At 66.0% G+C, this 25,288-nt stretch carries 29 protein-coding genes and 1 tRNA gene; 6 read left to right on the top strand and 24 right to left on the bottom strand.

Features of this window, described 5'->3' with window-relative positions:
* Positions 1-33 precede the first annotated feature (33 nt).
* The 21 genes from RGD00_RS17385 to RGD00_RS17285 all read right to left on the bottom strand — a co-directional run bounded on the left by RGD00_RS17385 (position 34) and on the right by RGD00_RS17285 (position 16,995).
* On the bottom strand, positions 34-258 hold the full coding sequence (locus RGD00_RS17385) for a DUF7220 family protein (protein ID WP_310458545.1): 225 nt from the start codon (positions 256-258) through the stop codon (positions 34-36).
* The gene (locus tag RGD00_RS17380) at positions 255-1,238 is read right to left on the bottom strand and encodes a DNA cytosine methyltransferase (RefSeq protein WP_310458544.1); all 984 of its coding nucleotides are present in this window, start codon (positions 1,236-1,238) and stop codon (positions 255-257) included. Before RGD00_RS17380 ends, RGD00_RS17385 begins: the two co-directional genes overlap by 4 nt.
* Complete coding sequence (locus RGD00_RS17375; RefSeq protein ID WP_123193397.1) at positions 1,238-2,557, bottom strand: site-specific DNA-methyltransferase; 1,320 nt, start codon at positions 2,555-2,557, stop codon at positions 1,238-1,240. Before RGD00_RS17375 ends, RGD00_RS17380 begins: the two co-directional genes overlap by 1 nt.
* A gap of 452 nt (positions 2,558-3,009) precedes the next feature.
* Entirely contained in the window at positions 3,010-3,435 is a 426-nt protein-coding gene (locus RGD00_RS17370; RefSeq protein ID WP_310458543.1) for a DUF6362 family protein, read from the bottom strand.
* On the bottom strand, positions 3,428-3,637 hold the full coding sequence (locus RGD00_RS17365; RefSeq protein WP_425603431.1) for a hypothetical protein: 210 nt from the start codon (positions 3,635-3,637) through the stop codon (positions 3,428-3,430). The genes RGD00_RS17370 and RGD00_RS17365 overlap by 8 nt, the downstream gene beginning before the upstream one ends.
* Positions 3,634-4,158 (bottom strand): HNH endonuclease, encoded by a 525-nt coding sequence (locus tag RGD00_RS17360; protein WP_021099072.1) that lies wholly within the window; start codon positions 4,156-4,158, stop codon positions 3,634-3,636. The genes RGD00_RS17365 and RGD00_RS17360 overlap by 4 nt, the downstream gene beginning before the upstream one ends.
* The gene (locus RGD00_RS17355; RefSeq protein WP_310458542.1) at positions 4,155-4,676 is read right to left on the bottom strand and encodes a crossover junction endodeoxyribonuclease RuvC; all 522 of its coding nucleotides are present in this window, start codon (positions 4,674-4,676) and stop codon (positions 4,155-4,157) included. The genes RGD00_RS17360 and RGD00_RS17355 overlap by 4 nt, the downstream gene beginning before the upstream one ends.
* A gap of 436 nt (positions 4,677-5,112) precedes the next feature.
* Positions 5,113-7,665, bottom strand: coding sequence for a VapE domain-containing protein (locus RGD00_RS17350; RefSeq protein WP_149077430.1), 2,553 nt, complete (start codon positions 7,663-7,665; stop codon positions 5,113-5,115).
* Positions 7,666-7,674: 9 nt separating this feature from the next.
* Entirely contained in the window at positions 7,675-8,994 is a 1,320-nt protein-coding gene (locus tag RGD00_RS17345) for an ATP-dependent DNA helicase (protein ID WP_310458541.1), read from the bottom strand.
* On the bottom strand, positions 8,991-9,740 hold the full coding sequence (locus RGD00_RS17340) for a hypothetical protein (protein ID WP_310458540.1): 750 nt from the start codon (positions 9,738-9,740) through the stop codon (positions 8,991-8,993). The genes RGD00_RS17345 and RGD00_RS17340 overlap by 4 nt, the downstream gene beginning before the upstream one ends.
* On the bottom strand, positions 9,737-10,534 hold the full coding sequence (locus tag RGD00_RS17335; protein ID WP_310458539.1) for a hypothetical protein: 798 nt from the start codon (positions 10,532-10,534) through the stop codon (positions 9,737-9,739). The genes RGD00_RS17340 and RGD00_RS17335 overlap by 4 nt, the downstream gene beginning before the upstream one ends.
* Positions 10,531-10,746, bottom strand: coding sequence for a hypothetical protein (locus RGD00_RS17330; protein ID WP_310458538.1), 216 nt, complete (start codon positions 10,744-10,746; stop codon positions 10,531-10,533). The genes RGD00_RS17335 and RGD00_RS17330 overlap by 4 nt, the downstream gene beginning before the upstream one ends.
* A 10-nt stretch (positions 10,747-10,756) precedes the next feature.
* Positions 10,757-10,984, bottom strand: coding sequence for a DUF6511 domain-containing protein (locus RGD00_RS17325; protein ID WP_310458537.1), 228 nt, complete (start codon positions 10,982-10,984; stop codon positions 10,757-10,759).
* Positions 10,985-11,187: 203 nt separating this feature from the next.
* A complete protein-coding gene (locus RGD00_RS17320; protein ID WP_310458536.1) occupies positions 11,188-11,418 on the bottom strand; it encodes a hypothetical protein in 231 nt (76 codons plus the stop codon).
* A 79-nt stretch (positions 11,419-11,497) separates the two neighbouring features.
* Positions 11,498-12,274 carry a hypothetical protein gene (locus RGD00_RS17315; RefSeq protein WP_310458535.1) on the bottom strand — a complete coding sequence of 259 codons (777 nt, stop codon included), beginning with the start codon at positions 12,272-12,274 and terminating at the stop codon, positions 11,498-11,500.
* Between the two features lie 22 nt (positions 12,275-12,296).
* Complete coding sequence (locus tag RGD00_RS17310) at positions 12,297-13,154, bottom strand: ATP-binding protein (protein ID WP_310458534.1); 858 nt, start codon at positions 13,152-13,154, stop codon at positions 12,297-12,299.
* Between the two features lie 104 nt (positions 13,155-13,258).
* A complete protein-coding gene (locus RGD00_RS17305; RefSeq protein WP_310458533.1) occupies positions 13,259-13,741 on the bottom strand; it encodes a hypothetical protein in 483 nt (160 codons plus the stop codon).
* 35 nt (positions 13,742-13,776) lie between these two features.
* Positions 13,777-14,133: a hypothetical protein gene (locus RGD00_RS17300; protein WP_310458532.1), complete on the bottom strand. Its 357-nt coding sequence runs from the start codon at positions 14,131-14,133 to the stop codon at positions 13,777-13,779.
* A 13-nt stretch (positions 14,134-14,146) separates the two neighbouring features.
* Complete coding sequence (locus RGD00_RS17295; protein WP_310458531.1) at positions 14,147-14,740, bottom strand: hypothetical protein; 594 nt, start codon at positions 14,738-14,740, stop codon at positions 14,147-14,149.
* Between the two features lie 112 nt (positions 14,741-14,852).
* Positions 14,853-15,791, bottom strand: coding sequence for a hypothetical protein (locus tag RGD00_RS17290; RefSeq protein WP_149077438.1), 939 nt, complete (start codon positions 15,789-15,791; stop codon positions 14,853-14,855).
* A complete protein-coding gene (locus RGD00_RS17285; RefSeq protein WP_310458530.1) occupies positions 15,760-16,995 on the bottom strand; it encodes a hypothetical protein in 1,236 nt (411 codons plus the stop codon). The genes RGD00_RS17290 and RGD00_RS17285 overlap by 32 nt, the downstream gene beginning before the upstream one ends.
* Positions 16,996-17,159: 164 nt before the next feature.
* Between RGD00_RS17285 and RGD00_RS17280 the strand changes: the two genes are divergently transcribed.
* The 6 genes from RGD00_RS17280 to RGD00_RS17255 all read left to right on the top strand — a co-directional run bounded on the left by RGD00_RS17280 (position 17,160) and on the right by RGD00_RS17255 (position 21,308).
* Positions 17,160-17,363 carry a hypothetical protein gene (locus RGD00_RS17280; RefSeq protein ID WP_310458529.1) on the top strand — a complete coding sequence of 68 codons (204 nt, stop codon included), beginning with the start codon at positions 17,160-17,162 and terminating at the stop codon, positions 17,361-17,363.
* On the top strand, positions 17,360-17,815 hold the full coding sequence (locus tag RGD00_RS17275; protein ID WP_310458528.1) for a DUF2924 domain-containing protein: 456 nt from the start codon (positions 17,360-17,362) through the stop codon (positions 17,813-17,815). Before RGD00_RS17280 ends, RGD00_RS17275 begins: the two co-directional genes overlap by 4 nt.
* Positions 17,812-19,137: a recombinase family protein gene (locus RGD00_RS17270; protein ID WP_310458527.1), complete on the top strand. Its 1,326-nt coding sequence runs from the start codon at positions 17,812-17,814 to the stop codon at positions 19,135-19,137. Before RGD00_RS17275 ends, RGD00_RS17270 begins: the two co-directional genes overlap by 4 nt.
* A 113-nt stretch (positions 19,138-19,250) precedes the next feature.
* On the top strand, positions 19,251-19,571 hold the full coding sequence (locus RGD00_RS17265; RefSeq protein ID WP_425603430.1) for a hypothetical protein: 321 nt from the start codon (positions 19,251-19,253) through the stop codon (positions 19,569-19,571).
* Positions 19,572-19,638: 67 nt separating this feature from the next.
* Positions 19,639-20,883 carry a DNA-methyltransferase gene (locus tag RGD00_RS17260; protein ID WP_136652996.1) on the top strand — a complete coding sequence of 415 codons (1,245 nt, stop codon included), beginning with the start codon at positions 19,639-19,641 and terminating at the stop codon, positions 20,881-20,883.
* Between the two features lie 47 nt (positions 20,884-20,930).
* Complete coding sequence (locus tag RGD00_RS17255) at positions 20,931-21,308, top strand: GIY-YIG nuclease family protein (RefSeq protein ID WP_114669034.1); 378 nt, start codon at positions 20,931-20,933, stop codon at positions 21,306-21,308.
* On the opposite strand, the gene RGD00_RS17250 is transcribed toward RGD00_RS17255, so the two are convergent.
* From RGD00_RS17250 to RGD00_RS17240, 3 genes are all read right to left on the bottom strand, one after another.
* Positions 21,286-22,515: a hypothetical protein gene (locus RGD00_RS17250; RefSeq protein ID WP_310458526.1), complete on the bottom strand. Its 1,230-nt coding sequence runs from the start codon at positions 22,513-22,515 to the stop codon at positions 21,286-21,288. The two genes, RGD00_RS17255 and RGD00_RS17250, sit on opposite strands and share 23 nt — an antisense overlap.
* Complete coding sequence (locus tag RGD00_RS17245) at positions 22,515-24,272, bottom strand: AAA family ATPase (protein WP_114669035.1); 1,758 nt, start codon at positions 24,270-24,272, stop codon at positions 22,515-22,517. The genes RGD00_RS17250 and RGD00_RS17245 overlap by 1 nt, the downstream gene beginning before the upstream one ends.
* Positions 24,273-24,623: 351 nt before the next feature.
* Positions 24,624-24,713, bottom strand: a tRNA-Ser gene (locus RGD00_RS17240).
* Between the last annotated feature and the right edge of the window lie 575 nt (positions 24,714-25,288).

Here is a 25,288-nt window from a genome sequence, read left to right as displayed (position 1 = left end):
CATGTACCGCCGCCCAACGCCGGGCGGCGTTTCTCATTCTGCGCTCCGCATCCGGATCGCCTCGAACAGCCGGCGCAGCAGGTAGCCGCGCGCCAGCGAGACGCCGACAAAGGCGAGGCCGATGGTCAGATGCTCCGCGAGACCCGTCTCGATCCCGAACCACGGGAACACGACGATCTGCGTGGCGATGGCCAAAACGTAGCCGACGACAACGTTTGCCGCGGCCTCGACCATAGACATGGTCCGGGTCTGCCTCATCGCAGGCTCTCCAGAAACGCCGTCACGAACTCCGCCGCGAGCGGCGGAACGATCGCATTGCCGTAGCCCCGCAGCAGCCCCATGCGACCGGGTATCCCATCAGCCAGCGGGAATGTTCCGGGCTCAACGGGCCGCCAGCGGTCATCGCGGCAGAGGAGCCAGTCCGGATCTCGCCAGACGCCGTCCGTCGCATCGGTCCCGGCGGGGTCGGCGCCGTCGACCAGTCCACCAGCTTCACCGTCCTGCGGCTCGCATCCGTGTTGCCGGCCGCGTTGTACGCTGCCGTCGCGGGCGAGCCCGCCATCGCCGTCGGCCACCCCGCCAGCCAGACCTGCCGGCCGAGCAGCGCATTGATCGGCACCGACCGGCATTCCGATCCGTCCTTGTGATCCCGCGCCGAGGCCGTCGCCCAGCCCGCCCAGCTCGAGGGCGACGGCGCCGAAGAACAGCCGCTGGCGGATGTGCGGCGCGCCGATGCCCGCAGCCGGCAGATCGGCCGCCGCGACGGCGTAAGATGCCGCTTCCAGGTCAGCCGCCAGAGCGTCGAACCACGCCCAGCCAGCCGGGCCCTCAACTGCCGCGCGAGACTTTCTGCCAACCGGTCCGAGCACTGCCGCGCTCGCGACCTGCTCGCCGAAGACGAGCTCCGGCCGGCAGGCTGCGACGAGCCACAGGAAAGCCGGGGCGAGGTGGCGGTCATCGTCCTGTCCCTTGCGCTGCCCGGCCTGGCTGAAGGGCTGGCAGGGCGGCGAACCGGTCCAGACGGACAGGTCCTCGGCAACGCCCGCGAGGCGGAGCGCGTAGGGCCAGCCGCCGATCCCGGCGAAGAAATGGCATTGCGCGAAGCCGCGCAGGTCGGCGGGTTCCACGTCGAGGATGGAGCGCTCGTCTACCTCGCCGGCAGGCAGGAGTCCGACCGCGATCAGTTCTCGCAGCCATGCGCAGGCCGCGGGATCGGCATCGTTGTAGTAGACGGCCATCAGGCGGCGGCATCGGCCTTGTCGCCCAGCCGCTCGGCCTTCACTTCGGCGAAGGTCCGGCCGTCGCCGTCGAGGATCGCGTCCTTGCAAGTCTCGGCCTGCCAGCGCTCCACGGCGACGTCGACATAGGCCGGGCTGATCTCCATCGCGAAGACGCGGCGGCCGTTGGCTTCGCCCGCCATGATCTGGGAGCCAGAGCCCGAGAACGGCTCGTAGCAGAGGCCGCCGCGGGCGACGTGCTGGCGCATCGGGATGCCGAAGGCGTCGAGCGGTTTCGGCGTTGGGTGGTCGGGGCGCTCGTCCTTGGCGAAGGATGGCATCTCCCAGGTCGACGGCAGTGTCTGCTCGGCCACCTTCGGCGGGCGGTTCGGACGGCGCCAGCCCATGAAGCAAGGTTCATGCTTCCAGAGGTAATGCGAGCGGGTGAGCACCCCGCGGTCCTTCACCCAGATGATCTGCTGGTGGACGAAGGCGCCGGCCTTTTCCCAGCAGGCTTCCAGCATCGCCTGGCGGCGCGAGGCGTGCCAGCAGTACCAGGCGGCATCCTCGGTGATCGCCTCGGCGACGGCCGCCGAGATGAATCCGTCATAGAGCTCCGCGCCCTGCGAGGAGTCGTCCCACGTGGTGCCATAGGACGCGGACCAGTCCTTGTTGCGCGTCGGATGGTTGGACCCGTCGTAATCAACCAGATACGGGGGGTCGGTCGCAAACAGGATCGCCCGCTCGCCATTCATCAGCCGGCGCACATCGGCCGCGCTGGTGCTGTCGCCGCAGAGCAGCCGGTGGTCGCCGAGGATCCACAGATCGCCCGTTCGCGATGCCGGGTTGCGCGGCGGCTCTGGGATGGTCACCGGAGGCACAGAGCCCCCGGCGCCACCTTCTTCCTCGCCGCCCCCGTCCGGATCGAAGGCCAGCAGCTTGTCGAGTTCGCCATCCGAGAACCCGACCAGCGACAGGTCGTAGTCATCAGCCAGCAGGTCGTTCAGTTCGGCCGAGAGCAGCGCCTCGTCCCACGGGCTTTCAGCCAGCCGGTTGTCGGCGATGCGGTAGGCACGCCGCTGCGCCTCGGTCAGGTGCCCGAGCACGATCACCGGCGCCTCGGTCAGACCGAGCTGTTCGGCCGCCAGCACGCGGCCGTGCCCGGCGATCAGTTCGCCGTCCTCGCCGACGAGGCACGGCACGGTCCAGCCGAACTCGGCCATGCTCGCGGCGAGCTTCGCGACCTGTTCCGCCCCGTGCTGCTTTGCATTGCGGGCATAGGGCTGGAGCCTGGCCAGCGGCCAGTGCTCGATCCGCTCGGGGGCGAAGGCGAGGGTCATGCAGGTTCCTGTCGATGGTCGATCGGCATCCGCCGGGTGGACTCCGGCACGGCGGGGTCCACCGGCTTCCGGCTGGACTCCGGTGTCCGCGGGGTATCCACCCTGCGCGGCCGGTCAGATGTTTGAATTCACAGTGCTTTCAGGGCGTCGCGGCTGGACGCTGGACTCCGGTGGCTTCCCAAAAATCCGGCCCTGTCGCTGGCGAAATGCTGAGCCAAGCCCGCCAGCATACGTTTCGGCCCGGAAAGGAACCGGAAAACAGGGACTTGGCGGCCTGGACCCCGGCTGGACCCCGGAAGCCAGCCCCCGGTATCCACCTCGGGATCAGCGTCAGTCCGTCCGAGCGCACGACCCCGAGTATATCGCCATGGATAGCGTCAGAGGGGCGATCCGTCTCGTCGTCCGGTGTCTCGAAGGAAATTGTCTCACGCGCCCGTCGAGCCTTGACAGGCTTAGTTCGACGCGTGCGCCACGACGAACTCCATCGACCTCTTCTGCGGCACCCGCCTCCCGTTCAGTCTCCATACGATCACTGCGATACCGTACTGCCAGCGCCGGTTCGCGGTGGCGCGGCTGATGCCCAGCTCCCAGCAGATCGGCTTCCACGGCTTCCGGTTCGCCCGGAGCCAGAGCAGGCGCGCATCGGCAGGCTCGAGCCAGCGCAGCCAGAGGAGAGCATCCTCGGCCTGCGTGATGTCACGGGGGCCGGGCTTCGGCCGGCGGGTTCGGGGCTCCTGACCGACCTGGTCGGCGAAGCTGTGGAAATACTCGGGCCAGGCGTTGAAGTAGCCCTGCGGCTTCACCTCGGGCAGCGACCGGAACACGTCGGCCGCGCTCTCGAGCCGGTCCTCGACCATGGTGGGCGTCCACTCAGCCATTCGCCGCCTCCCGGTCGCCCGCACGTGGCCCGTAGAGCTTCTCCGCGAGCTGACGCACCAGCTCGCGCTCCGGCCAGGTCAGGCGGTGGTCGTCGACGGAGACGGCGAGCACACCCTCGTCATGCCAGCCATCGCGCTTCACCTGGTCCGGATCGCGGCGCGAGCCGCCATAGCCGGCCGGATGCCAACGCATCGATTTCATGCGACATGCCTCCAGCGTTTTCCGTTGATGATGTCGTCGACGGCCTGACGGGAGAGGCCAAAGCCCACGGCCGCTTCCCGTCTCGGAATCCCCATGGCGTGCATCTTCCGGATCGCGAGCGCGCAGACTTCGTCGATCTTCGCCTGGCCGTTTCTCGAGCCACGGTTGTGCGTGCCGTGGCGCACGGTGTCTCCGACGTTCTCGCGCTGTGTCGCCCAACGGAGGTTCCATGGGTGGTTGACGTCCCGCGTGCCATCCTCATGTGCGACCACGTGACGTTCGCTGGGCGGACGTCCGAGAAAGGCCATGGCGACAAGGCGATGGACCGGGATGCCTGTGCGGCGGTTTCCGCGCCACAGCTGAACATAGAGGTACTGGTTTTGGGGATTGCGCCACTGCCTCAGAATCCGACCCGCCCGGGCACCTTTCCCGCCCACAGCGCGCCGAACCCGTCCATCCTCGGAAACATCGTATTCCGGCCAACCGGGGATCGAGCGCCACTCCGGGTTCAAGTCGATCATGCGACACCCCCGTTTGTGTCGATGACCCAATTCAGTATCGCGATTGCATCGGCTTCGTTGTCATCGGCAGGGGAAAAGCCGCGAGCCCGTGCCGCGGCAATCATGTCCTGCTTGGGTGCATTTCCCCGGCCTGTCGCGTACTTCTTGATCGTGCCGACCGGAACGCCGCTATACGGAATTCCTCGCAACTCGGCCCATGTCGTCAGCGTCGCGAGGAGACCTCCAAACACATGCGCCGCGTCGGTCCCGGCGTGCCGGCGGACCTCTTCGAACCAGATCGCGGCGATGGGCCCCGACAGCCGGTCGAGTTCGGTCAGCCAGTTGGTGAACCGCAGGTAGCGCATGCCGCCGCCGTCGAAACGTCCGGGGCGCAAGGATGTCGTGCCCGAGGTGATCAGGCCGTCATGGCCGCGCAAGGCCCAGCCTGTCGTTGTCCCGAGATCGAGGGCAAGAATGCAGGTCGCAGAAAGGCACCCCTGTTCGAGGTGCAGGTCGGCAGTCTGGATGGTCGGCGTCATGTTGAAGGCTCACATCAATCGTGGGCCTTCGGCTTTGGTCATTGGCAGGGAATCATGCCATGCGCGCCCTTTCAAGAAAAATGCGCCTGAACACGCCTCTGTCCCACCTGGTCGTGGGGTGTCCCACTTGCCGATCAAAGTGGGACGCCAGATTTTCCTTTCAAAACAAGGCGTGTCCCACCTGTCCCACTTGTCCCACCTTTTTCCCTACGTCGCATGAGGAAGAATAAGGTCGGCCGGGACACGTACGCTCCATATAAGAAAGAGAGAAGTTGGCGGTCCAAGTGGGACAGGTGGGACAGGATTGATTTCAAATGGCTTTTTCTGTCCCACCTTGGGCTTGAAGTGGGACACGCCGCGAAGTGGGGCAGCGGCCAAACGAAAACGGGGCACCCGGATGGATGCCCCCTCGATGCCTCACACGGAGATCGCGATGTCAGCCGCGCTGCGACCTGCGGTAACGCCATTCGCGGGTCACGCCTGCGCCGCTGCGGTATCGCTCCCAATCCCGCGACTTCAGCCAGGCCCCCACGCGCATCTGATCGCCCTTCGTCCATTTCGCGGGCTCGATGCCGAGCGCGCCTTCGAGGATTTCGCCCACAGACACATCGCAGATCGGCTCAGGACGTTCGAACTCTTCAACCTGCCAATCCTCATAGCCCGCGTGACCTCGATTGACGCTGCGGGTGTCGTGGGTCAGCCATCGGTCGATACGGGCGTCCCAGGCATCCGCCTGGTAGCGTGCCTCCTGCGCGACGGCGGCTTCGGCAAGGATCGCCGGATCGTCGATCCACCAGATCGCGCCTTCGCGGAAGCGATGAACGGCTTCAGCCCAGAGCTGGTCCCGGTCGCGGGCCAGCGCCGCGATGTCGATGGTCCCGCAGCGCAGCGGCCAGAAGCGGCGGTTGCCGGTCTCGTCGCGCAGATAGGTGTCGGGGTTCACCGTGCCCGCGAAGACGCATTGGCGCGGGACCTCGACGGTGTAGCGACCGTAGGGCGGGCGGAAGCGGTCTGTAGTGCGGGTCAGGAAGGCCTTGATGCGCGAGACCTCGGCCCGGCCGATGGCGTCGAGTTCGGCAATTTCCACGATCCAAACGCCCTGCATGTGGATGGCGGCATCCTTGGACCCAAGCTCGGGCAGTTCGTCGGTGAACCAGTCCTCGCCCGCAAGCACCTTGATGGCGGTCGATTTGCGAGCGCCCTGCGGGCCTTCAAGGATCAGCATGTGATCGGCCTTCACGCCGGGGCGGAAAATGCGCGCCACGGCCGAGATGAGCCAGAGCGCGCCGACGGTATGATGGAAGGCGGTCGGTGCGGCACCGAGATAGGTGCTGGTCCAGGTCTCGATCCGGGACGTGCCGTCCCAGCGGAGGTGGTCGAGCCAGTCGCGGACAGGATGGATGCGGTGTTCGCGGGCGACGGCACCAACAGCACGGCCGACCACGAGCGGCGCGACATTGACCCCGCGCAGCTGCAGCCATTCCGCGGTCCGGACGTCGTCCGCATCCTCCCAGGGGCGGGGAAACGGGCCGGTCGCGGCATCCCACGGCAGCGGTTGGCGCACGACGATCTCCTGGGAGAAGTCGTCGAAGGCCAGCACACCCGCGAAGGCGATGTCGGACGTCAGTGCGATGATGACATTGGCCTCGTTGCGTTCGGGTGTTCCCGCTAGATCCTGCCGCAGACGGTTGAACCAGGCAGGTTTGGCGATCCGCGCATGGGGATCGCCGGAGACGTTCACACGCTTCACCAGTTCGATCAGCTGCTTGTCGAGGATCGACATGGCGATGCCGGTCGTGGTCTTGATGCGGGCAAGGATCTGGCGCGCGGGCAGCGGGTCCAGCCGCGCGAGGGCAATGCGGCCAAGAAGCTCTCCGAGGGCAGATATATCTGGCGGGTTGGTCAGTGCATCGGCGGCCGCCACCAGGTCAGCGATGATGTCGCCCGCAGACGGCAAGCGCTCCGTCTCGGCAGGCAGGTCTTTGGTCAGAAGCTCCTGACTCAGGCCATAGTCGTCGGCGCGCGCCCCGCGCAGAAGGTCGTCGTTGAAATCGTCGCCATGCAGCGGGACCACGATCTCGTTCGGAATGTCAGCCCGGTTCAGCCGGTCCGAGAGCGTGGCGGCCGCCTGGCGTCCGGCATCGCCAGCATCGGCGTAGATCGTGACCCGCGTCGTGCCCTCGGGCCAGCGAAAGCGCGCGAGGCCATCCGCGGACAGCGCCGCCCAGACGGCGGTGCCGAACAGGGCATGCGCTGCCAAGGCGGTCTCGATGCCTTCGGCAATGCCGAGATGGCCGCCCGCAGGCATGGCGAACAGGCGCACGGCCGCATCGGCCACCGAACCCAGCATCTTCTTGCCAGCCGGGCCCTTGGCGCTGCCATCGTCGAGCAGGAATGTCCGATGGATGCCGGGGGCACGTTCGCCCGTCACGACGCGCGGCAGCGCGATCAGCCCTGGCCACCCGCGCCGTGTGTCGAAGTCCGGCAGATCGGGGTGGAACAGCAGGTCAGGGCATCCCGGATCGCCGAGGCCCCGTGCGCGCAGGTAGGCCTCGCCAACGGTTCCGGCGAGCGGCTGCGCGCCATCGACCAGCCGGGCTACCTCCGTTGAATGGTCGGGCTTCGGGCGCGGCGCCGATCTGGGTGCGGGGCGATCCATCCCTGCAATCCGCGCCGCTTCGTCGAAAAGCGCGCCGTCGCTAAGCCCCGTCGCCTGCGCGATCAGATCGATGGGCCCGGCGCTTTCTCCGGTCGCATAGTCGAAGCCCCAGCCGGCATAGGGCCCGTCGAGGTGGATGGTGCACGAACCTTCCTTGCGCGGCGGGCGGCCGGACAGGTCGGCACAGCGCAAGGAGCGACGGTCGCGCGCAAGCCGCGCCTCCGGAAAGATGCCGGGAAGCCAGTCGCCTGCGGTCGCGGCCAGCCGATCCTTCACGGCCGCCAGATCGTGGCGTGCCTTCGGCGTGGCGACATCGTTGAGATCGATCATCGCGTCCCCTCACGCCAGGAGGACGAGGCCGCGCTCGGCGCGGGTGATGGCGGTGTAGAGCCAGCGGCGGCGGTCGATCTCGCTGCGACCCAGCCCGTCGTCCCAGACGATCACGTTCTCCCACTGCGAGCCCTGCGCCTTGTGGGCCGTGATCGCCCAGCCGAAGGTCGCCTCGGTCAGCAGGCGCTTCTCCTTGTAGTCGCGGTCATGGCGCTTGTCGTCGTAGGCGACATGGTCCTCGAAGTGGCCCTTGTAGATGCGCAGCCGGCCCGGACGCCCGTCCCGGTCGGGCTCGCCGATGCGACGGCCGTCCTCGTCATGCACCACGGCCGAGAAGTGGAGGCTGCCCTCGTCGACGATGTCCTCGAGGGTCAGGAACATCCCGTTGATCAGGCCCAGATCGTTCTGGTTCTTCAGGCAGATGATCTTCTCGGCCGGTCCGGTGGGCAGCCAGGTCCCGCCGATACCGGCCGCTGCACGCATCGCGTTGTTCAGCTGGAAGCGCGTCGCGTTCAGGCCGCAGATCAGCTGGCCGCCGCGCAGCGCCTGTTCCGGCGTGATGTCGCCCTTGCGCAGCTTGGCGACGTGGGCGTCGTAGACGCCGAAGCCGATGGGTCGGCCCTCACGCGCCATGGTGGCGAGGCGGACGATGGCGCTCTCGGCCGCCTGGCGGTGGATCTCGGTCAGCATCACGTCGGGCGCGTCGCGGGTGAAGGCGCCTTCGCCCTTGATGGGCGGTAACTGGCCGGGATCGCCCAGCACGAGGATCGGCTTGCCGAAGCTCATCAGGTCGCGCGCCATTTCCTCGCCGACCATCGACACCTCGTCGAGCACGATCAGCCGGGCGTCCGCCGCGTCGCTCTGCGGGTTCAGCGCGAAGCGCGGGTGCTTCATCGCCGAGAGTCCCTGGCGCATCGCCTCGATCGCGGCATCGGCCGTGGTCCGCGCGAACCCGGTCAGACGGAGCGCGTCGCGTTCGGCCATCGCGATCTTTCGGGCGGCCTCCTCGATCTCCTCCTCGGTCGCCTCGATCACAGAGTAGATCAGGCTGTGAATGGTGCGCGCGGGCGTGCCCTTGCGGGTCAGCACCAGCGCGGCCTTGCCGGTGAAGGTGGCGGTGACAACGCCGGGCACGCAGCGGCCGTCCTTCGCGCTGCGGTGGGGCGAGAGCCCGAGTTCGTCGAGCGCGAACTTCAGCACGGTGGTCTTGCCGGACCCGGCATAGCCGAACAGGCGGAATACCTGCTGCTGCTCGGTGCGGTTCTCGAACCACTCCTTGATCTCGCGGATCGCGGCGGCCTGCGTGGCGGATGGGGTGAACTCGGTCATGGCTGGGGCATCTCCACTGCGTAATCCTTGACGATCCCGCCGCGGGTCGGATCGCCCACCTCGCACGGACGGACGAAGACCCGGCGCCCGTCGGCGAGCTGCCGCCAGTGACCGCGGCGGATGTGCCAGCGCGGGCTGGCGTGACTGCCGCCCAGCGGCGGCGTCGCCGCGCGCAGGCGCGCCGGATCGATGGCGACCTGGCGCCAGACCCATCCGCGCACGCCCTCGCGGGACAGGCGGGACCGTTTCGCGAGCGACACCTTGCGGTCGCGGATGTCCGGGGACGCGCCGAGGATGGTCAGCGCGCGCCAGACGATGCCGGCGGCGACTTCGCCGTGACCGCGGACCGTCTCGTCGCTCCGCTCGGCCGGGTTGCCCTCGATCTCCGCCTTGCCGTCCGGATGCATCCAGATCCGCACGAGGCAATCCGTCCAGCCGCGCGGCGCCCGCTTGCGCATGAGGAACGTGGCCTCGACGATGTCGCCGTCGGCGCGCGCGCAGACGATCAGGCCAGAGGGAGACGCGCGCTGCTCGCGAACCTCGAAGATCACGGACGGATGCGGCAGCCGGAGCGGACCGGTAAAGACCCGGGTCATCGCGCGGTCGACGATATCGCCATCGAAGGCGGCCTGATCGTCGAAGAAATAGATCGGCGCGAACTCCGCCGCTCCGAGCAGGTCGGAGCACCAGAACCGCTCGCGATGCGCGCGCACGATCCGCTTGAGCTCATAAGCGTCGGGGGTCATCGCCGCTCTCCCCAGCATCGTTTTGCCCAAGCACAAGGCGCGTGCCACTTGCCGACCGCCATGCCGCCGCGGCAGAGGACTGCCGTGGGCTCGGCCGCGGCGCGCGGCAGCCATTCCCCGGCCTCGGAGGCCCGCACCACAGCAACGGCGCGATCCGACATCTCCTGCGCGAGATGCGCGTCGAAAGGTACGAGTTCGGCGTACAGCTCCATCGTGTCGCGGTTCAATGCGGTGAAGAGCGCGGGCTGCGGCAGGTCCATGTAGGCCTGATAAAGCGCGATCTGGGCAGCATAGACCGGCCGCGCGAGGCTGACGCCGCGCTTGACCACGTCCTTCCAGCTGGCCGCCCCGAGCGCCTTGTTCTCCCAGAGCGCGGGATAGTCCATCGCGACCGGGCCTGAGACGAAGCAGCCATCGATATGGCCCTTGAACCGCCCGCCGAGGGCCTCAAACCCGAACTGGCGTCCATCGGGTCGCTCGGTGCGCAGGTCGAACCCGGCGATCCGGAACCAGCCTGCGACGATGTCCTCGGCCCGGTGGCCCGCCTCGAATATGCGCAGCGTGCGCGGCGCGAACTCCTGGCCTTCGTCCTTGGGCACCGCGAGGAAGTCGTACTGGATCTGGCGCAAGCAGTCGCGGCCGAGACCCGAGGAACTGACATAGGTGCGCGGACGCTCGGCGCGGTGGCGGGCGGACAGCGCCGTATCGATGACGGCGGAGACGGCTTCGGCAATGGGCGGGCGCGGCGCGCCGGCGCCATAGAGGAAGCCCGAGCCATGGTTGAGGTCGATCATCTCTCGCGCTCCCAGAACCCGCCGGCCTGCGCGATGCAGGTCAGCTTGTGGAACTGCGCGTCCGTCAGCCGGGCGCTATCGCCGAACCGCACCAGCTTCTCGCGGAGGCTGTCGCAGAACTCGATCTCGAAGTCGGTGACGGCGTTCTCGGTGGCCGCCTCGAGCAGAGGCTTCCAGCTGCAGGACGCGGTGTCGTCGTTCAGGTCGATCATCACCGCGCTCCTAAAATGGGATCGGGTCGTCGAGGACCGTGCCGGTGCGCTCCTTGCGCGCGGCCTGATCCTGCATGCTGTCAATGTAGCCGGTGACTGCCGCCTCGATCAGGCGGTCGATGTCCTCGGCGCTGCGGTGGAAGAAGGGCTCCATGAGCCCGAGGTCGGTGAGCGCTTCGGCGAAGGGCGTCCGCGCATCGCGGATCGCACGGGCCTCGCGCGCGGTCTTGTCGATCATGCCGTTATTCCTTTGGGCGATGGCGCTGCCCACGTCCTGACAGCGGCGCGAGCAGAAGCGGTGGTAAGGGTGGCGATCCCAGCGGAGGCCGTGGCAGTAGCCGAAGCCGCGCGTCTCGCGGGCGCAGACGGCGCAGATCGCGTTCCCGGGGCTCCGCCCGTTCGCGGCTGAAACGCTCCACCGGAGCGTTTCCGGGACGCCGCTCACCCAAGCAAGAAGCTCCCGATCGGGTCCCCGGGCGGCCAGCCCGTCCTCTGGAGCTTTTCGGACTGCAGCACGATCCAGCGGGAGATCGCGTTGCTGGCCATGGCCTCGAGATCGCCGAGCCGCAGGCTTGCGATGGGCTGATGCAGGTTTCCTCGGGCTTCGAGCCATCGTCCGATTTCCAGCGCCGCCGCGCGCGTCACATGCGCCTGCCATTCATCCGGGGTCATCGTCCCGGCAGGATCGCACCGGGCCTCGGGCTGCGGCGAAGGCCGGTTTGACCTCCGCCGCGAAACTGCCGACCGCGCCTCAGCCATTGAGCCAGGCGGGCATGCCGGTCGCCGGCGCTCCGCCCGGCGCGTTGGGCGGGGACGCCGGCGGCTGCTGGGCGGGCGGTTGCTGTGGGGGCTGCTGCGGAGCCGGCGCCGGCGCGCCCCAGGCCGGAGCCGCCGCCGGGGCTTGCGGTTGCGCACCCCATGCCGGCGTGGGCGCCTGCCAGCCCGGCGTCGGCGCGCTCGCGGCCTTGCGCGGCGGGGCGTTGACGGGCTCCGGAGGAACGGCTTGGCCGCGCATGATCGGGCCGTGCTGCGGCTCGTCGGGCAGAACGACGTTGGCGATGCGGTTCTGGTCGCGGTACTGCGGGTTGGAGGCGGGCTCCACCATGATCCGCGCAGCGAAGACGATGCCGTCGAGATGCTTGAGCCCGGGCAGCACCCGCTTGGCCTTGGCGTCGGGGCTCTCGTCCCTGGGATCGAGCCCGAGAGCGCTGTCGACCATCGCCCGAAAGGTGGATTTCGAGATCTTCCAGCCGATCGACTGGCCCTTCTCGTCGACCTTGCCGCCCGCCACGGTGAAGCTCTGCCAGAACTTCCGCCGGGCATGCGGCCCCTCGAGGATGGTGAACTCGCAATCCAGCATCTTCGCGTCGCTCGACTGCGAGGCCTTCAGGAGCTTGGCGTCCATCGGCGTGGCGCCGTCCACGCCGCCGGGGCGCACGGTCAGGCGGACCTTGGCGAAGGTGCCGTCGGGGATCAGCTCGCCGATGGGGGCCATCTGCGGCTGGGCGTCGTTGAGATCGTAGCTCATGGGTCTGTCCTTTGCGTCTGGATCAGGAAGGGGTGGTGGTGTGGGCGGGGGCGCGGCCGTCGATCTTCGCGATCAGCGCGCCGAGATCGGGCGGCTCGGTCACATCGAGGCGGCCGGAGCGGTCCTTGGCGGGAAGGCCCCAGGGGTTGCCGGACCGGCAGACGAGGCGGCGCTCGGCGGAGGTTTCGTCGAGGGTCCAGTCGCCCTTGGCGTCGCGGCCGAAGAGCTGCATGGAGACCACCTGGTCGACGATCCCCGGCAATTCGCGGCCGGCCTTCGTGCCCTCCATCTGCGGCTGCCAGGTGGTAGCGCCGAACTCGTCAGTGACCTTCTCGAGCACGCCCACGAAGATCACGGTCTTGCCGCGGGCGTGCTGGAGGTGCTTGAGCGCCTGGATCACCTCGCGGCCGAGCAGTCCGTAGGCGCCGCGGACATCCGGCTTTCCGGTTCGCTCGGAGAAGGCCTCCGGCTGCTGGCGGGCATAGGCCATGGCCTGCCGCGTCAGGTCGGTGATCGAGTCGACGAAGACGATCCGCTTTCGGGCGAGGAAGTCCTCGATGCCCGTGCCGAGATACTGCTGCTGCAGCCAGGCGTGATACTCGGCGCCGTACCAGGACTTCGGATGCTGGGCCGGATCGTGGCCGCCGATCAGCACGGCGAGGTCGCGGAAATCGGTGAAGCTGCGCACCGGGATCGAGTCCCCGCGCCAGTCCTGCACCGACTTCATGCCGGCCTCGAGATCGAGACAGACCGTCTCCTCGGCGGGCAGCGTCTTCAGCAGCGTCGTCTTGCCGACGCCGGGCGGGCCGAAGATGGCCAGCGAGGTCTTGTTCTCGGCGGCCGAGAGCCGTTCGTCGGCGGTGATGATGCGGAAGGCCATGGGGTTCTCCGGAAGTTGCGTTCAGGGTGCGCGGCGGCGGGGGTGACCGGGTGCCGAAGGGGAACCTGCCCGGCGTTGCCGACCGGGCGTCCCGCCGCCGCGCGTCACCGGTCTCGAGCCTCGAGCCGGAAGACGGGTTTACCGGTGGTCTCGCTGCGCGCGTCCGCGAAGCCCTCGCGCATCGCCGCGGGCCAGGCGCCGTAGCGCCGCTCGGGCACGCGATAGGCGATCTCGAGATACTCGGCCGGGTCGTCGCCGGCGGCGCGGATGCGCTCGGCCATGGCGGCGAGGCGGTCCTGATCCCAGGAGACCTTCTTCGGCAGGTCGGCGACGATCACGACGCCCTCGTCCTCGACCCGCACGGTGCCGCTGGTCTTGCCCTGCGCGGCCCGCTCGGCCGCGGCGGCGGCCTCGTAGCGCTGCGCGATGCCGGCCTCGAGCCGGTCCCGCAGCCGCTTCACGCGGGCGGTCTCGGCGAGCGCCGTGGTCTGCAAATCCAGCAGCATCTCGGGCGGCAGCGCCGCGATGTCGCCGAGGGCGAGACCTTCGAGATCGTCGAAGCGGGGGGCATTGTTGGGGTGCGGCATGGCGGGAACTCCGATGGAGGGGAACGGAACGGCCATCAGGCGGCCACGGCGTCTTCGAGGATGCTGGCGAGCGGCACGGGCGTGCGGCGCGGCCTGGTCCGGGCGATGGCGAGATAGGCGAAGCGGTCCGGACCGAGCCGCACCTGGACGAGGTGGACGAGGCCCGCCTCGAAGGCCCGGTGCGCGGCGCCGGCCAGCGCGGCCAGCCTGCGGCGGTCCGGTTCCGGCAGCGTCGAGATCACGGCCGTCGTGTCGATCCCGAGGAAGCCGCGGTGGTATTCCAGCCGGTCGCCGGGCATCGCCTGTCCGATCCAGGCGCAGAACTCGATGTCGGTCAGCGGCCGGGGCCGCGCCGGGGTGAAAGCTGTTGGGGGCATGACGAGCATCTCCATGTCCTCCCTCTACTCAAGCGGCTCGCGAGGCGTCCCACCGCCCCCCAAGCCCGCGCATGGCGAGTTCGAGCCGGAGGCGTGCGAGGCGGCGGTAGAGGGCGGAGCGGGAGATGCCGTCGCGGCCGATCAGATCGGCGATGACGCAGGTGCCCAGCGCGGCGCAGAGCCCGCGGACTTCCTCCGGCAGGTCGGCGAGCGCCCGGGCGAGATCGTGGCGGGTCTCGACGTCCGCCGCGGCGCAACGATCCTGGCCGTGCCAGGCGGCCAGCCCGTCCGTCTCCGCCAGCAAGCAGCCCAGCGGCTCGGCGCTGCCGGCGACGGGCGCGTCGAGCGACAGCACCCTGCCGCCCTGCGCCCGGCGCTGCCGGTAGTGCTGGATCGCGATGCGCGAGCACTGGTTACGCAGGACGATGTTGGCGAAGGCGCCGATGGTGCCGCGGCGCTTGTCGAAGCCCGGCAGCCGGCAGATCAGATCGATCAGGAGGTCCTGACGGAGATCGTCGAGATCGGCTGCGGGGAGCGCCAGCTTGCGGTGCAGACGCCGCGCCGCGACGTCGGCCTCGTCGATCAGCGTGGCAAGGTCGGAGGGGGAAATCGCGGGATACATCGTTGGAAGCCTCGGAACATCGTTTCTGATGCTCCGAGACTGCCGGCCTCCGCCGGTCTGCCGGTGTGATTGGCGTGTGTTTGATGTGTGCCGGGTGTGTGACCGACGGCACTCAGTCCTCTATGACGACCTCTGACGGCGCGAGGCCAAGGCGGTACCCGCGCGACCGGACGGTCCCCACGAGCGTTTCGACCTCCTTTTCCGTGAGCCCGCAGGTGACGAGGGCCCTGCGCAGGTCTCGGACGATCTCTCGCGGTGTTCGCTGAAACTGCGCCTCGATCTCCTGCGCCTTGAGCACGGGGTCGCGCTGCACCGACCGTTCGACAAGCATTCTGAAGAGAGCGAACATCTGCGGGGGAAGATCGAGGCGGCGACCGTCCAGCACCGCGAACTGCCCTTGGCGATGCAGGACGAGCCTTACTCCGCCGGTCGGTATGCGCCCGTCGTCGAGGATAAGGCGGTCGACGCCCTCCCGATCTGCCTTGATCACGTCGGCAAGCGCCCGGACCTCAATCCCGGCCTCGCGCAGCCGCAGCACCAGTGCCGGCTCCGGCTCCTTGGCGATGACCGTCAGCGGCCGCGGCGCCGCCGCGGATTTCAGCGCGAGGATTGCGCCCGGCGTCTCCAACCGGTCCGCGTCGTCGCACAGCATGAACATCCGACCGGCAGGCCCGGAGCCGATCGTCCAGACCCCATCCACGACCGCCGCGACCGCGCCGGCGAGACCGCCGCTCGCGCCGATCTGCCCTGCAAGCCGGTTGGCATCGACACCGAACCGCGTCAGGTCGCCATCATCGAGCACCACGTCCTCTGCCGCATCGTGCGGACAGCATGCGCGCAGTTCGTCGCCGATCTGCCGGATCGGGCGAACATCGAGACCGCAGTCGCAATGCGCGCAGACCGACCAGCTGTCCGCCTTCGGATGTTCGATCAGCACACGCGCCCGCAGCAGGCGTTCGACCTCGCGCCCGGGAAACCGGCGCAGCGCCCGGCCCGAGATCGAGACCTCCGGGCCGCCGTCACTCAGCCGCGTCCACAACCATGCCAGCATCGCGGTCCTTCTCCAGCCCGTGCCGCGCGATCAGCGTGTGGACCGCCTTCTCGAACCGCGTCCTGCGGAAAGCGAGCGTGCCCGGCGGCTTCAGCTTCACGGTGACCTGCGCAGGCCGCTTGCCCTCGGACTTGAAGAAGGCGCGGAACGAGATCTCGCCGAGCCGCCAGCCCTTGTCAAACTGCACTTCGCTGCCCTTGAAGTGCCGGAGCGCGCCGGTTGCGTCCTTCGATTCCCAGGTCCGGACGTACCGCCATTTCGCCTCGTCCTCGTCCCACTCGAAATGGTCGGCGGCGGCGGCCACGATCCGCACGTCGAGGATGCGGTCGTCGTAGCGATGATCGAAAGCGAAGTCGGGGCCGGCCTCGCTGATCGGATCGAGGGTATAGAGATCGCGGGCATCCTTGCCCGAGAAGAAGCCGGGACGGCCAAGGACGTGCTTTGCGAAGATCTCGGCGAGATCCACCTGCTGTGCCTTCACGACGCCGCCGATGAACAACCGCGCCTCTACCGGCGAGTAGCGCAGCGTGGCGTATTTCACGGCGCGAAGCGGAATGATCTTCTCCTGGTCGCCGTCCACCACGGGTGTCGTCGCGACCGGGGCTCCATGGCTGACGACGAGGTTGATCTCGCCGTCCTCCTCGTAGGGACCGAGGCGGCAATACTCGCCCTGAAGATCGCGGGCGAAAAGCTTCATCGCCGCAACCTTGAAGGCGTCGATGATCTCCGGCGTCAGGTCGGCGCTGACGTCGCGCTCCGGCCCTCGGAACTCGGCCAGTGCTGTCGGGGTCCGCAGGGCATGGAAGTCGGCCGCCGCCTCGAAGACGCTCTTGTGATGCAGGTAGGTGTGCAGCGCGACATGCTTCGGGTCGTGTCTGGCTGGCGCAGATTCCTTCTCGTCCGGCTCGGGATCGGGATAGAGCACCACCCCCTGCCGCCGCGCCTCGTTCAGGATGATCTGCATGCCCTCGTTGCTTCCGAGGTCTGCCACCCGGTGGAGATCGGCCACCATGCCCTCGTTCCAGGCCGTAACGGCCGCCTCGAAATGCTTCGCGAGCGCAGATCGGACCGCTGAATCTTCGCCATCGAAATCGATTGGCACGTCCTTCGGCTCGAAGTGCCGTGCAAAGAGTTCCTTGATGAGGCCAAGATCGATTGTCTTCAGGAATTTTGGATTGACGAATTTCTTGAGGTCTGAACCCATTTTTTCACCTCGCTAATGCCGGACATGTTCTGATTATGTTCTACCCGACCGGACAACCGGGAGTCGAGTCCGAGACGGCTCTACCCGCGCCGTTCCGGACTCCGTGGGACGGTTCGCGAATGCGATGAGTAGGAGAAGGGCGAGACATCACGGACCCGCCCTTCATGAAACGCCCGAACCCTTTGCCTCCCGACCGGATGACGCCCGCCGAACGCCGCGCCGAGCTGTGCGGCCTGCTGGCGCTCGGGCTGGTCCGGTTACGGCTGCGGGAGCGGGGCGAACCTTCTGACAAAACTGGAGAAATTCGCCTACACTATCCGCCCGACCAATGCCGTCATGCAACCCCGAACCCAACGGAGACCGCATGACGACGCACGACCCCATCCCCGCGCGCCTGGCCGCGCTGAAGACCGCAACGACGCCGGAACTGAAGGCGCAGTGGCGCGACCTGTTCGACAGCGAGCCGCCGCCGTTCAACCGGCGCTACCTTGAATCCCGCTTGGCCTATCGCATCCAGGAACTCGCCTATGGCGGGCCGAAACCGGAGACGATCCGGCGGCTGGAGCGGCTCGGCGAAGAACTGGACGGCGGCGACAAGAAAAAGCGCGGAATGCGCCTCAACCGCGACCGCCCCATCACTGGCACACGCCTGCTGCGCGAGTGGCAGGGGGTCGAATACGTCGTGACCGTCACCGCCGATGGCTTCGAGTGGCAAGGGCGGCCCTACAAGTCGTTGTCGGCCATCGCGCGCGCGATCACCGGCACCCGGTGGAATGGCTGGGTGTTCTTCGGTCTCAAGAACCACAGGGGGCGGAGATGACGAAGGCGCCGGAAAAATCGAAGGTCGTCCGCAAGCTGCGGTGCGCGGTCTACACCCGGAAATCCTCAGAGGAGGGGCTGGAGCAAGAGTTCAACAGCCTCCACGCCCAGCGCGAGGCCTGCGAGGCGTTCATCGCAAGCCAGCGCTCCGAGGGCTGGGTGCTGGTCCGCGACCAGTATGACGATGGCGGCATCTCGGGCGGCACGCTAGAGCGCCCCGGCCTGCAGCGCCTTCTGGAGGACATCGAGGACGGGCTGGTCGACGTGGTGGTGGTCTACAAGATCGACCGCCTCAGCCGCTCGCTCGCCGACTTCGCCAAGCTGGTCGAGGTCTTCGACCGAAACGGCGTGACCTTCGTCTCGGTGACGCAGTCATTCAACACCACCACCTCCATGGGCCGGCTGACACTGAACATTCTGCTGTCCTTCGCGCAGTTCGAGCGCGAGGTCACCGCCGAGAGGATCCGCGACAAGGTCGCCGCCAGCCGAAAGAAGGGCATGTGGATGGGCGGGGTGCCGCCCTACGGCTATCGCGTCGAGAACCGGAAGCTGGTGGTCGACGAAGACGCCACCGCACATGTCCGCTGGATCTTCGAGCGCTTCCTCGAGATCGGGTCGTGCACCGAACTGGCGCGGGAGGTCGGCACGCGCGGCATCCGGACGCCGCGCGGGAACAGGATCGACAAGAAATACATCTATCGGATGCTCTCGAACCGCGCTTACATCGGCGAAGCGGTCCATAAGGGCGACAGCTATCCCGGCGAACACGACGCGATCATCGACCGCGAGATTTGGGACCGTGTCCATGCGATCCTGCAGGAGAGCCCGCGCAAGCGCGCGGCCCGCACCCGCGCGGAGTCGCCGGCGCTGTTGAAGGGGCTACTGTTCGGGCCCGATGGCGCCGCGTTCTCACCGACGCATACTCGGAAGGGGGATCGTCTCTACCGCTACTATGTCAGTCAGACCGTGCTGAAGCATGGTGCTGGTTCGTGTCCGGTCGGCCGCGTGCCTGCGGGCGAGATCGAGGGCGCTGTCATCGACCAGCTCCGCGCCGTGTTCCGCCAGCCGGAGATCGTTGCGGGGACGTCGAAGGCGGCGCGCTTCCATGCTGACGACATCACCGAGGCCGACGCGCGAGCCGCGCTGCGGGAGCTTGACCCGCTGTGGGACGAACTCTTCCCCGCCGAGCAGGCGCGCATCGTGGCGCTGTTGGTCGAGCGCGTGGACATCGGCACCGGTAGGCTCAACGTCCGGCTTCGCGTCGACGGCCTCAGCGGACTCGCGCGCGAAATGCTGGCTGGCAGTATCGGAGAGGCCGCATGAGCCGTGGGTCGCCGATCCTCGAGACTGTGACGCTCCACGTCCCGTTCCGCGTTGTGAAGCGCGGTGGGCGGAAGGAGATGCAACTGCCAAAGGGGGCCGTGCAACCGCAGCGGATGGACAACACGCTGGTCAAGGCGCTAGCCCGCGCCTTCCGCTGGAAGCGGATGCTCGAGTCGGGAGAGTTCGCCACCATCGCCGAACTAGCCGAGCGCGAAGGAATCGCGCCCTCTTACATGACCCGGGTCCTGCGCCTGACCCTGCTCGCGCCAGACATCGTCGAGGCGATCCTTGATGGCAGGCAGGGAACGGAGGTGACGCTGGCGCGGCTGATGGAAACTCCCCCGGTCGATTGGGCTGAGCAGAGGGTCGCGCTCCAGTGCACCACCGCCACAGACCAGATTCACCCGGGGACGGGTTTTTGTGCCACGCTTTAGCCTCTTGGTTGTTGTGTTACGGAAAACCCAGAGCTATGTTGTTCGCGTGACACGAGGGAAAGTACTAATGGCGCGACCAAGAGCAGAGAATCCTAGAACAAAGTTCACCAACATCCGGCTGACGGAGGAGGAACGCGCGGCATTCGAAGAGGCTGCGGCAACGAGGGGATACAAGAACGTCAGTGAGTACATTCGCTTCCTGCATTCGGAGCATCTGGGCAAGGAAAGCAGTCGAACAAGTGCGATCGAGACGAACGCCCGCGCATACCCCAAATCCCTCGTGAAGCCCTTCCTCACCACGGACAACGGAGAGATTCTCTGGGGCGACAGTCGGGGGTACCTTTTCGGCAAGGCGAAGCCGAATAGCGTAGACCTGATCATGACCAGTCCGCCTTTCGGCCTCGTTCGCAAAAAGAGTTACGGAAACGAAGATGCCGATCAGTATTGTGATTGGTTTCGGCCATTTGCTGAAGGCTTTCATCGTGTCCTAAAGGACAGCGGAAGTCTGGTCATCGATATCGGTGGAGCTTGGAAGCCCGGCCATCCGACGCGCAGCCTCTATCACTTCAAGCTCTTGGTGATGCTGGTCGAGGAATACGGCTTTCACTTGTGCCAGGAACACTACTGGTGGAATCCGTCGAAGCTACCGACCCCCGCTGAATGGGTGAACGTGCGTCGCGTCCGCGTCAAGGATGCCGTGAACACCGTCTGGTGGCTTGCAAAGACTCCTTACCCAAAAGCGAATAACAAGCGCATTCTGCAGCCATACTCCAAGTCAATGGAGCACTTGCTGAAGAACGGTTATACCGCGAAGTTGCGCCCTTCGGGACATGATATTTCCGACAAGTTCAGCAAGGACAATGGCGGATCAGTCCCACCCAACTTGCTCGCCATCGCGAACACGGAATCCAATGGACGCTACCAAGATCAGTGCCGCGCAGAGAACATTGCCATCCATCCCGCTCGCTTCCCTACGCAGTTGCCGGAGTACTTCATCCGCTTCCTGACCGATCCCGGCGATTTGGTGGTCGATCCATTCGGCGGCTCCTGCGTGACCGGTGTCGTTGCGGAGAATCTGCGCAGACGCTGGGTCTGTTGTGAGCTTTCTGAGGAATATTTGCTCGGGGCAAAGGCTCGCTTCGTGCCGACCGTCCAGCCTCTGCCCAAGGAGCGCGGCGTACCATACGAGATCGCCTCGCCCTGCGCACGGCCAGTCGATGAGGAAGCGGTGCCACTCTTTGAGGATGGAGGCGCGCAACGCCCCGCTTCGATGCGCAAGAAGGCAACCGAGCCGAAAGTCGCCGCCGAGTGAACTTTCACGGGATACTCGACGATAACGGCTTTGGACCACCTGTTCCCATGGGCACGACCGACTGGTCGGTCGTGCCCGACACGCCCGGCGTGTATGTCATCTTTGCCGAAGACGAAGTGATCTACGTCGGCATGGCCGGGCGCGACGGAAAAGGATCGCTCAGGCGACGGCTCCGTGACCACGCAAGCGGGCAGGTCGTCAATATGTTTGCCCAGTATCTCCTGTTTGATCGGATCCTTGATCCCGCTGATCTGCCACGTTCCCCCCAAGAGGCCGGGCGGCGTTGCCGTGCGCACATCCGGCAGTTCTGCGAGGTTCGGGTGCTCCCCGCTGCAGATGCCGCCGCCGCTCGCGCCGTTGAGATAAAATTGCGCGGCGAGCTTGCTCCAACCCTCAATGGGCTTAAGCAAAAAGGCGCTCCCTGACCCAAGAATTGAGCCGCCCATCCAGTATTCCTCCGAAGTCCACCGCACGGGGCGCGTCTGCTGTGTCATCGATGAGTGAGGGGACCTCACGGCTTAGAGCAATCAGTGACCGGCGGATCAGCGAGGGCAATTCGGCTTCGCCACAATATCCCCGTCCATACCGAACGATCTGACCCGCGGCTTCACGGAAACGCGCATTTGCCGTATCGCCCGCCAGATACTTGACCTCGACGATGGCCGCCACGCTTCCAGCTTCGTCGTCGACAATTACCAGGTCCGGACGATCCGCTGCTGCAGCCATCCCGTATGCAGCGAGAACGGCTTCAAGCCGCAGCTCAGATGGCTCCAGCGCAGGTGGCACATACAGACCGCCGCCTGACTGCCAGAAAACCGAGTACCGCCCGCAGCGCAAGACTGGCTGTCCTGGCCGAGCATCAAGTACAGACAGACGCAGCGGAAGGCCGAGTTCCGCAGACAGCGCTTCCCCGAGTCCCGCCGCAACGGCCAATTCGAAACGACGCCACTCCTCAAGTGGCCCGATGAGCGTGCTTCGAAGGACACGTGAAAGCGCGGCTTCGTCGCCAGCTTCGACCCCCGTCAACGTCGTGTAGGCCGCAATCGCATAGCGATAGATCAGTCGTCGCGACCGCGCTGCATCCCTTACGGCGTTTGGCCCCGGCCTTCGTCCAGCCGTCACGTGCTTCAGCGGTTCTCGCAAAGCGTCGAGCCGCTTCACCGCTGAAATTTCCGCCATCGCCGCCTCAATCAGGCTCGCGTAGGCCGAATTCTTGGGCTGCATCGCAAACAGACGCTCAGCATGAGTCGCGGCCATGTGCACAACCCAAGCGACGACTTGGTTTGGCCCCGTGTTGAACGATCTCACAGGCTCTTCCGAAACAATCAGAGACGGGTGCCCGGACACCCTTCGCGCAATAACCGAAGCCCGGGCATCGATCCTTCCGCGCGCGACTGCGTCATCTGTTCGTCTCTGGAATTGCAGCAGCGCCTGCGCTTCGTGCCGATGGGCAAGGAGATATTGAACGAACTCCCGAACCGGCGCTGAGATCGCCCAGTGCGCGCGAAGGAGTTCGAGATCGCGGGCAAGGTCAAGCGACGGCCGGTCAGCACCGAGAAGCGTCCCAGACCGGAAATGCCGGAGGAAGATTCCTGCTGCAAAGTCGGAAATCGCTCGGTCGATCCCCTCCATCAGACCGCAACCGACTCCATCCGCCGCTTGATCCGATCACTGGAGTCCGCATCAAGGCCGAAGGCGTCTACGGCCGCTTGCGCAAGGAAGTCGGCATCCTGGACCACAATCCCGTCAAGCATCGGCAGCAACACCATGTCCACCGCATCGAGCAAAGCCTCTCGCATTGAGGGCGTAGGGACAGCGAAGAAGTCTGCGCCATCATCCATCGCCTGGACGGCCTTGATTGCATCAATGATCGGGGCGGGTCCAAGGACACGAACCTTGTTGATGGCCGCCCAGAAAGCACCAAGCGGACAAGGTGCGCCCGCAGCAGGCCCAGCCCAAGTTGGATCAGACTTTCTGATAAAAGACTCAATGAAACCAGCCGTGTCGCGCGGCACGTCGACATAGACCCAGCCAAATCGGCGGCTGAGGGCATAGGACATTTGATACAGAGCGGCCTTGTCGATGGAATTGATGGTAGCAATCAGCCGCCAGTGCGGGCCTGGCGCGAACTCGTATGTCTCTGCCGAGGGCTTGCTTTCTGGCAGGATCACATATTGCGGGCTATCCTTATCCTCGATGTTCAGCCGGTAGGGCAAAGTGGTCTGCTGGCCACTCAAGACAGTAAAGAGCGGACCGATCACCTTATCGATGTCGCAACGATTAAGTTCGTCGATGATCAGCGGACGATCAAAGCGACGAAGCAATACGCCAGGAATGAAGGCAACGGCGCCAGCGCCTACTGGTTGGTACCCCCCGATGATGTCTTGCGAACTCCAGTCTGACGAACCTGTCACAAGGGTCCACTTCCCGCCAGTGAGGGTTGCTGCAATCCAGCGCGCGAGAGTTGTCTTCCCGGTTCCAGGTGGACCATACAGCATGATGTGCTGCTTGCCCGATTTCAGCGCCGCATTGATTTGGCGATATACAGCGGGATCGATCCCAAGAAGGTCCGTGTTCTCCGGGATCTCGAGCGACGCGGGTGGGATAATTTCGTCGTCATCGCCATTTTCGTCGCCCGCAACTGCAGCGACTGCAACATTCTTCGGCGTCACAGGCCCGGCGGCCGCCCAAGCGTCCGCGACCATTTTCTTGAGTCTATCAAGTTCGGCTTGCGCTGTGAGATCGTAGACCGGAATTGGAGAAGCTGGATTTCCTGCCGGCGCGCACTTGATGTCCGCTGCGAGTGCGTCGATCACATCTCCATAAGTGATCGTGCGCTCCATACCGCTTTCTATGATCTTCAACTCAGTGTTGCGGGGCATCAAACCGAGCAGTCCGCAGCCGATGTACTCCAGAGAGGTCCCCTTGAAGCGCATCGTTCCCGTGGCGGGATCGAAATTGAACGGTTCGGCAGATGACCCTTGTGGGGTTGCACCGTGAAAAACGAATAGCGCGTGAACCTCAAAGTCTTTGTCTTGGACAAAGTCACCCGGCCCCTGCTGAATCAGCGGCACAAGACGGAATACTACGCCCGCCTTGTCCTCCTGCGCCGTGTTGATCGCACCAAGGTTGAAGGGACCGCCAGCGGGGTTTTCAGCGCGAAGCCCGACGGGTTCTGGAACTATACGATAGATCCAGCGCGGGGGCTTGTTCGCGGAATAGTTCGGCTCTTTCCAATACCCAGCAGCGAGATCAAATTCATGGCGTTCGCCAAGCCCATCTCCGGTCTTGAAACCACACCTGGAGAATTGTAGCCCTCTGTCCTTCAGGAAGGTCTTCAACCAAGTGAAGAACTGGCCCTCGAAATTCTGATTATCCTGTGCTGCCATACGGTTGGCCCGTTCCGTCCAGTTGCCTGCTAGATCGGGAGAAGCCTATAGTTGAGTTGCGGCCGCGTCTATCGGCTTTGGGCAGTCACATGTTCGATTTGTGTTCCATCCGGTAGATGCCCCTGAAATCGAAGTGTTCAGCCGGGCATGAAAAAAAATCTGCATTTTCAGGGTCTTGGAAAACTTCACCAGATCCGCGCAGGCAACAGGTCCAGAGAATATCGAGCCTGAGAGACCGCTTCCGGGCCTCGTGGCGCCGGCGCCGGTGCTCAGCCCCTCCCGTATAACCCTCGAAAGCAACGAGAAAATCCAGCCGCAGCCGGATCGGGAGAACGCTTTCGCGAGGGCAAGTGGCGGAGTGGAAGGGATTCGAACCCTCGAGACGGTTTCCCGCCTGCACCCTTAGCAGGGGTGTGCCTTCGACCACTCGGCCACCACTCCGCTGATCCGTATAGGGGGCAAGCCGCGGGAAAACAAGCGGTTTTCTGGGGGCGTTCATGCAGCGTCGCAGCGGACTGTTTTCCATGATTTTCCCAGAACTTACCGCGAACTGCGAGGGGTTCCGTCACGATCCGCGGGGCGGATTTTCGACTCGTTCGGGCGGATATGCCGTGGTGTTGGGGCGTGCCAGCTTCCGGACAGACAGGTCTTCGCCGAAGCGGCATCGGATGCCTTTGATAGAACGATGGAAAACCGGCCCCCGAGGCCATTGACGGCACCGCGCGCCGTGCGGGCAGGCCCTTGAAAATGACGGAGTTCGGTGTAGCGTGACACGAAATTTTGCAGTGTGTGACACGAAGGTTTGCAGCAGAGCGATTTTCGATCTGGCCTGTTTCGGGGGTGTTGAAGGGGGCTTGAAGGCCCCCTTTTCTGTGGCCGGTCAGAGGCCCACCTCCCCCGTGTAGTTGGAGATCAGCAGCTCGGCCCGTAGGGGCGCGGTGAACCGCGCCGGGTTTGCCGGAGGCTCCAACTCTTGAGTAGGATGGAGCATCATGAGCAAGACGACGAACAAGTTT

Source organism: Ruixingdingia sedimenti (assembly GCF_031432425.1).
Taxonomy (GTDB): domain Bacteria; phylum Pseudomonadota; class Alphaproteobacteria; order Rhodobacterales; family Rhodobacteraceae; genus Ruixingdingia; species Ruixingdingia sedimenti.
The sequence above is the reverse complement of the archived record's forward strand: the minus strand, read 5'-3'. Positions and strand labels throughout refer to the sequence as shown.

Bases quoted from the DNA above. Each gene is read 5' to 3' on its own strand.
- RGD00_RS17380 (WP_310458544.1), bottom strand. From the start codon at position 1,238: ATGGCCGTCTACTACAACGATGCCGATCCCGCGGCCTGCGCATGGCTG.
- RGD00_RS17290 (WP_149077438.1), bottom strand. From the start codon at position 15,791: ATGCTGGCATGGTTGTGGACGCGGCTGAGTGACGGCGGCCCGGAGGTC.
- RGD00_RS17360 (WP_021099072.1), bottom strand. From the start codon at position 4,158: ATGATCGACTTGAACCCGGAGTGGCGCTCGATCCCCGGTTGGCCGGAA.
- RGD00_RS17320 (WP_310458536.1), bottom strand. From the start codon at position 11,418: ATGACCCCGGATGAATGGCAGGCGCATGTGACGCGCGCGGCGGCGCTG.
- RGD00_RS17350 (WP_149077430.1), bottom strand. From the start codon at position 7,665: ATGATCGATCTCAACGATGTCGCCACGCCGAAGGCACGCCACGATCTG.
- RGD00_RS17305 (WP_310458533.1), bottom strand. From the start codon at position 13,741: ATGCCGCACCCCAACAATGCCCCCCGCTTCGACGATCTCGAAGGTCTC.
- RGD00_RS17300 (WP_310458532.1), bottom strand. From the start codon at position 14,133: ATGGAGATGCTCGTCATGCCCCCAACAGCTTTCACCCCGGCGCGGCCC.
- RGD00_RS17310 (WP_310458534.1), bottom strand. From the start codon at position 13,154: ATGGCCTTCCGCATCATCACCGCCGACGAACGGCTCTCGGCCGCCGAG.
- RGD00_RS17345 (WP_310458541.1), bottom strand. From the start codon at position 8,994: ATGACCGAGTTCACCCCATCCGCCACGCAGGCCGCCGCGATCCGCGAG.
- RGD00_RS17335 (WP_310458539.1), bottom strand. From the start codon at position 10,534: ATGATCGACCTCAACCATGGCTCGGGCTTCCTCTATGGCGCCGGCGCG.
- RGD00_RS17330 (WP_310458538.1), bottom strand. From the start codon at position 10,746: ATGATCGACCTGAACGACGACACCGCGTCCTGCAGCTGGAAGCCTCTG.
- RGD00_RS17385 (WP_310458545.1), bottom strand. From the start codon at position 258: ATGAGGCAGACCCGGACCATGTCTATGGTCGAGGCCGCGGCAAACGTT.
- RGD00_RS17280 (WP_310458529.1), top strand. From the start codon at position 17,160: ATGAAACGCCCGAACCCTTTGCCTCCCGACCGGATGACGCCCGCCGAA.
- RGD00_RS17250 (WP_310458526.1), bottom strand. From the start codon at position 22,515: ATGGAGGGGATCGACCGAGCGATTTCCGACTTTGCAGCAGGAATCTTC.
- RGD00_RS17260 (WP_136652996.1), top strand. From the start codon at position 19,639: ATGGCGCGACCAAGAGCAGAGAATCCTAGAACAAAGTTCACCAACATC.
- RGD00_RS17265 (WP_425603430.1), top strand. From the start codon at position 19,251: ATGGACAACACGCTGGTCAAGGCGCTAGCCCGCGCCTTCCGCTGGAAG.
- RGD00_RS17245 (WP_114669035.1), bottom strand. From the start codon at position 24,272: ATGGCAGCACAGGATAATCAGAATTTCGAGGGCCAGTTCTTCACTTGG.
- RGD00_RS17275 (WP_310458528.1), top strand. From the start codon at position 17,360: ATGACGACGCACGACCCCATCCCCGCGCGCCTGGCCGCGCTGAAGACC.
- RGD00_RS17365 (WP_425603431.1), bottom strand. From the start codon at position 3,637: ATGAAATCGATGCGTTGGCATCCGGCCGGCTATGGCGGCTCGCGCCGC.
- RGD00_RS17325 (WP_310458537.1), bottom strand. From the start codon at position 10,984: ATGATCGACAAGACCGCGCGCGAGGCCCGTGCGATCCGCGATGCGCGG.
- RGD00_RS17340 (WP_310458540.1), bottom strand. From the start codon at position 9,740: ATGACCCCCGACGCTTATGAGCTCAAGCGGATCGTGCGCGCGCATCGC.
- RGD00_RS17270 (WP_310458527.1), top strand. From the start codon at position 17,812: ATGACGAAGGCGCCGGAAAAATCGAAGGTCGTCCGCAAGCTGCGGTGC.
- RGD00_RS17375 (WP_123193397.1), bottom strand. From the start codon at position 2,557: ATGACCCTCGCCTTCGCCCCCGAGCGGATCGAGCACTGGCCGCTGGCC.
- RGD00_RS17355 (WP_310458542.1), bottom strand. From the start codon at position 4,676: ATGACGCCGACCATCCAGACTGCCGACCTGCACCTCGAACAGGGGTGC.
- RGD00_RS17315 (WP_310458535.1), bottom strand. From the start codon at position 12,274: ATGAGCTACGATCTCAACGACGCCCAGCCGCAGATGGCCCCCATCGGC.
- RGD00_RS17255 (WP_114669034.1), top strand. From the start codon at position 20,931: ATGGGCACGACCGACTGGTCGGTCGTGCCCGACACGCCCGGCGTGTAT.
- RGD00_RS17285 (WP_310458530.1), bottom strand. From the start codon at position 16,995: ATGGGTTCAGACCTCAAGAAATTCGTCAATCCAAAATTCCTGAAGACA.
- RGD00_RS17295 (WP_310458531.1), bottom strand. From the start codon at position 14,740: ATGTATCCCGCGATTTCCCCCTCCGACCTTGCCACGCTGATCGACGAG.
- RGD00_RS17370 (WP_310458543.1), bottom strand. From the start codon at position 3,435: ATGGCTGAGTGGACGCCCACCATGGTCGAGGACCGGCTCGAGAGCGCG.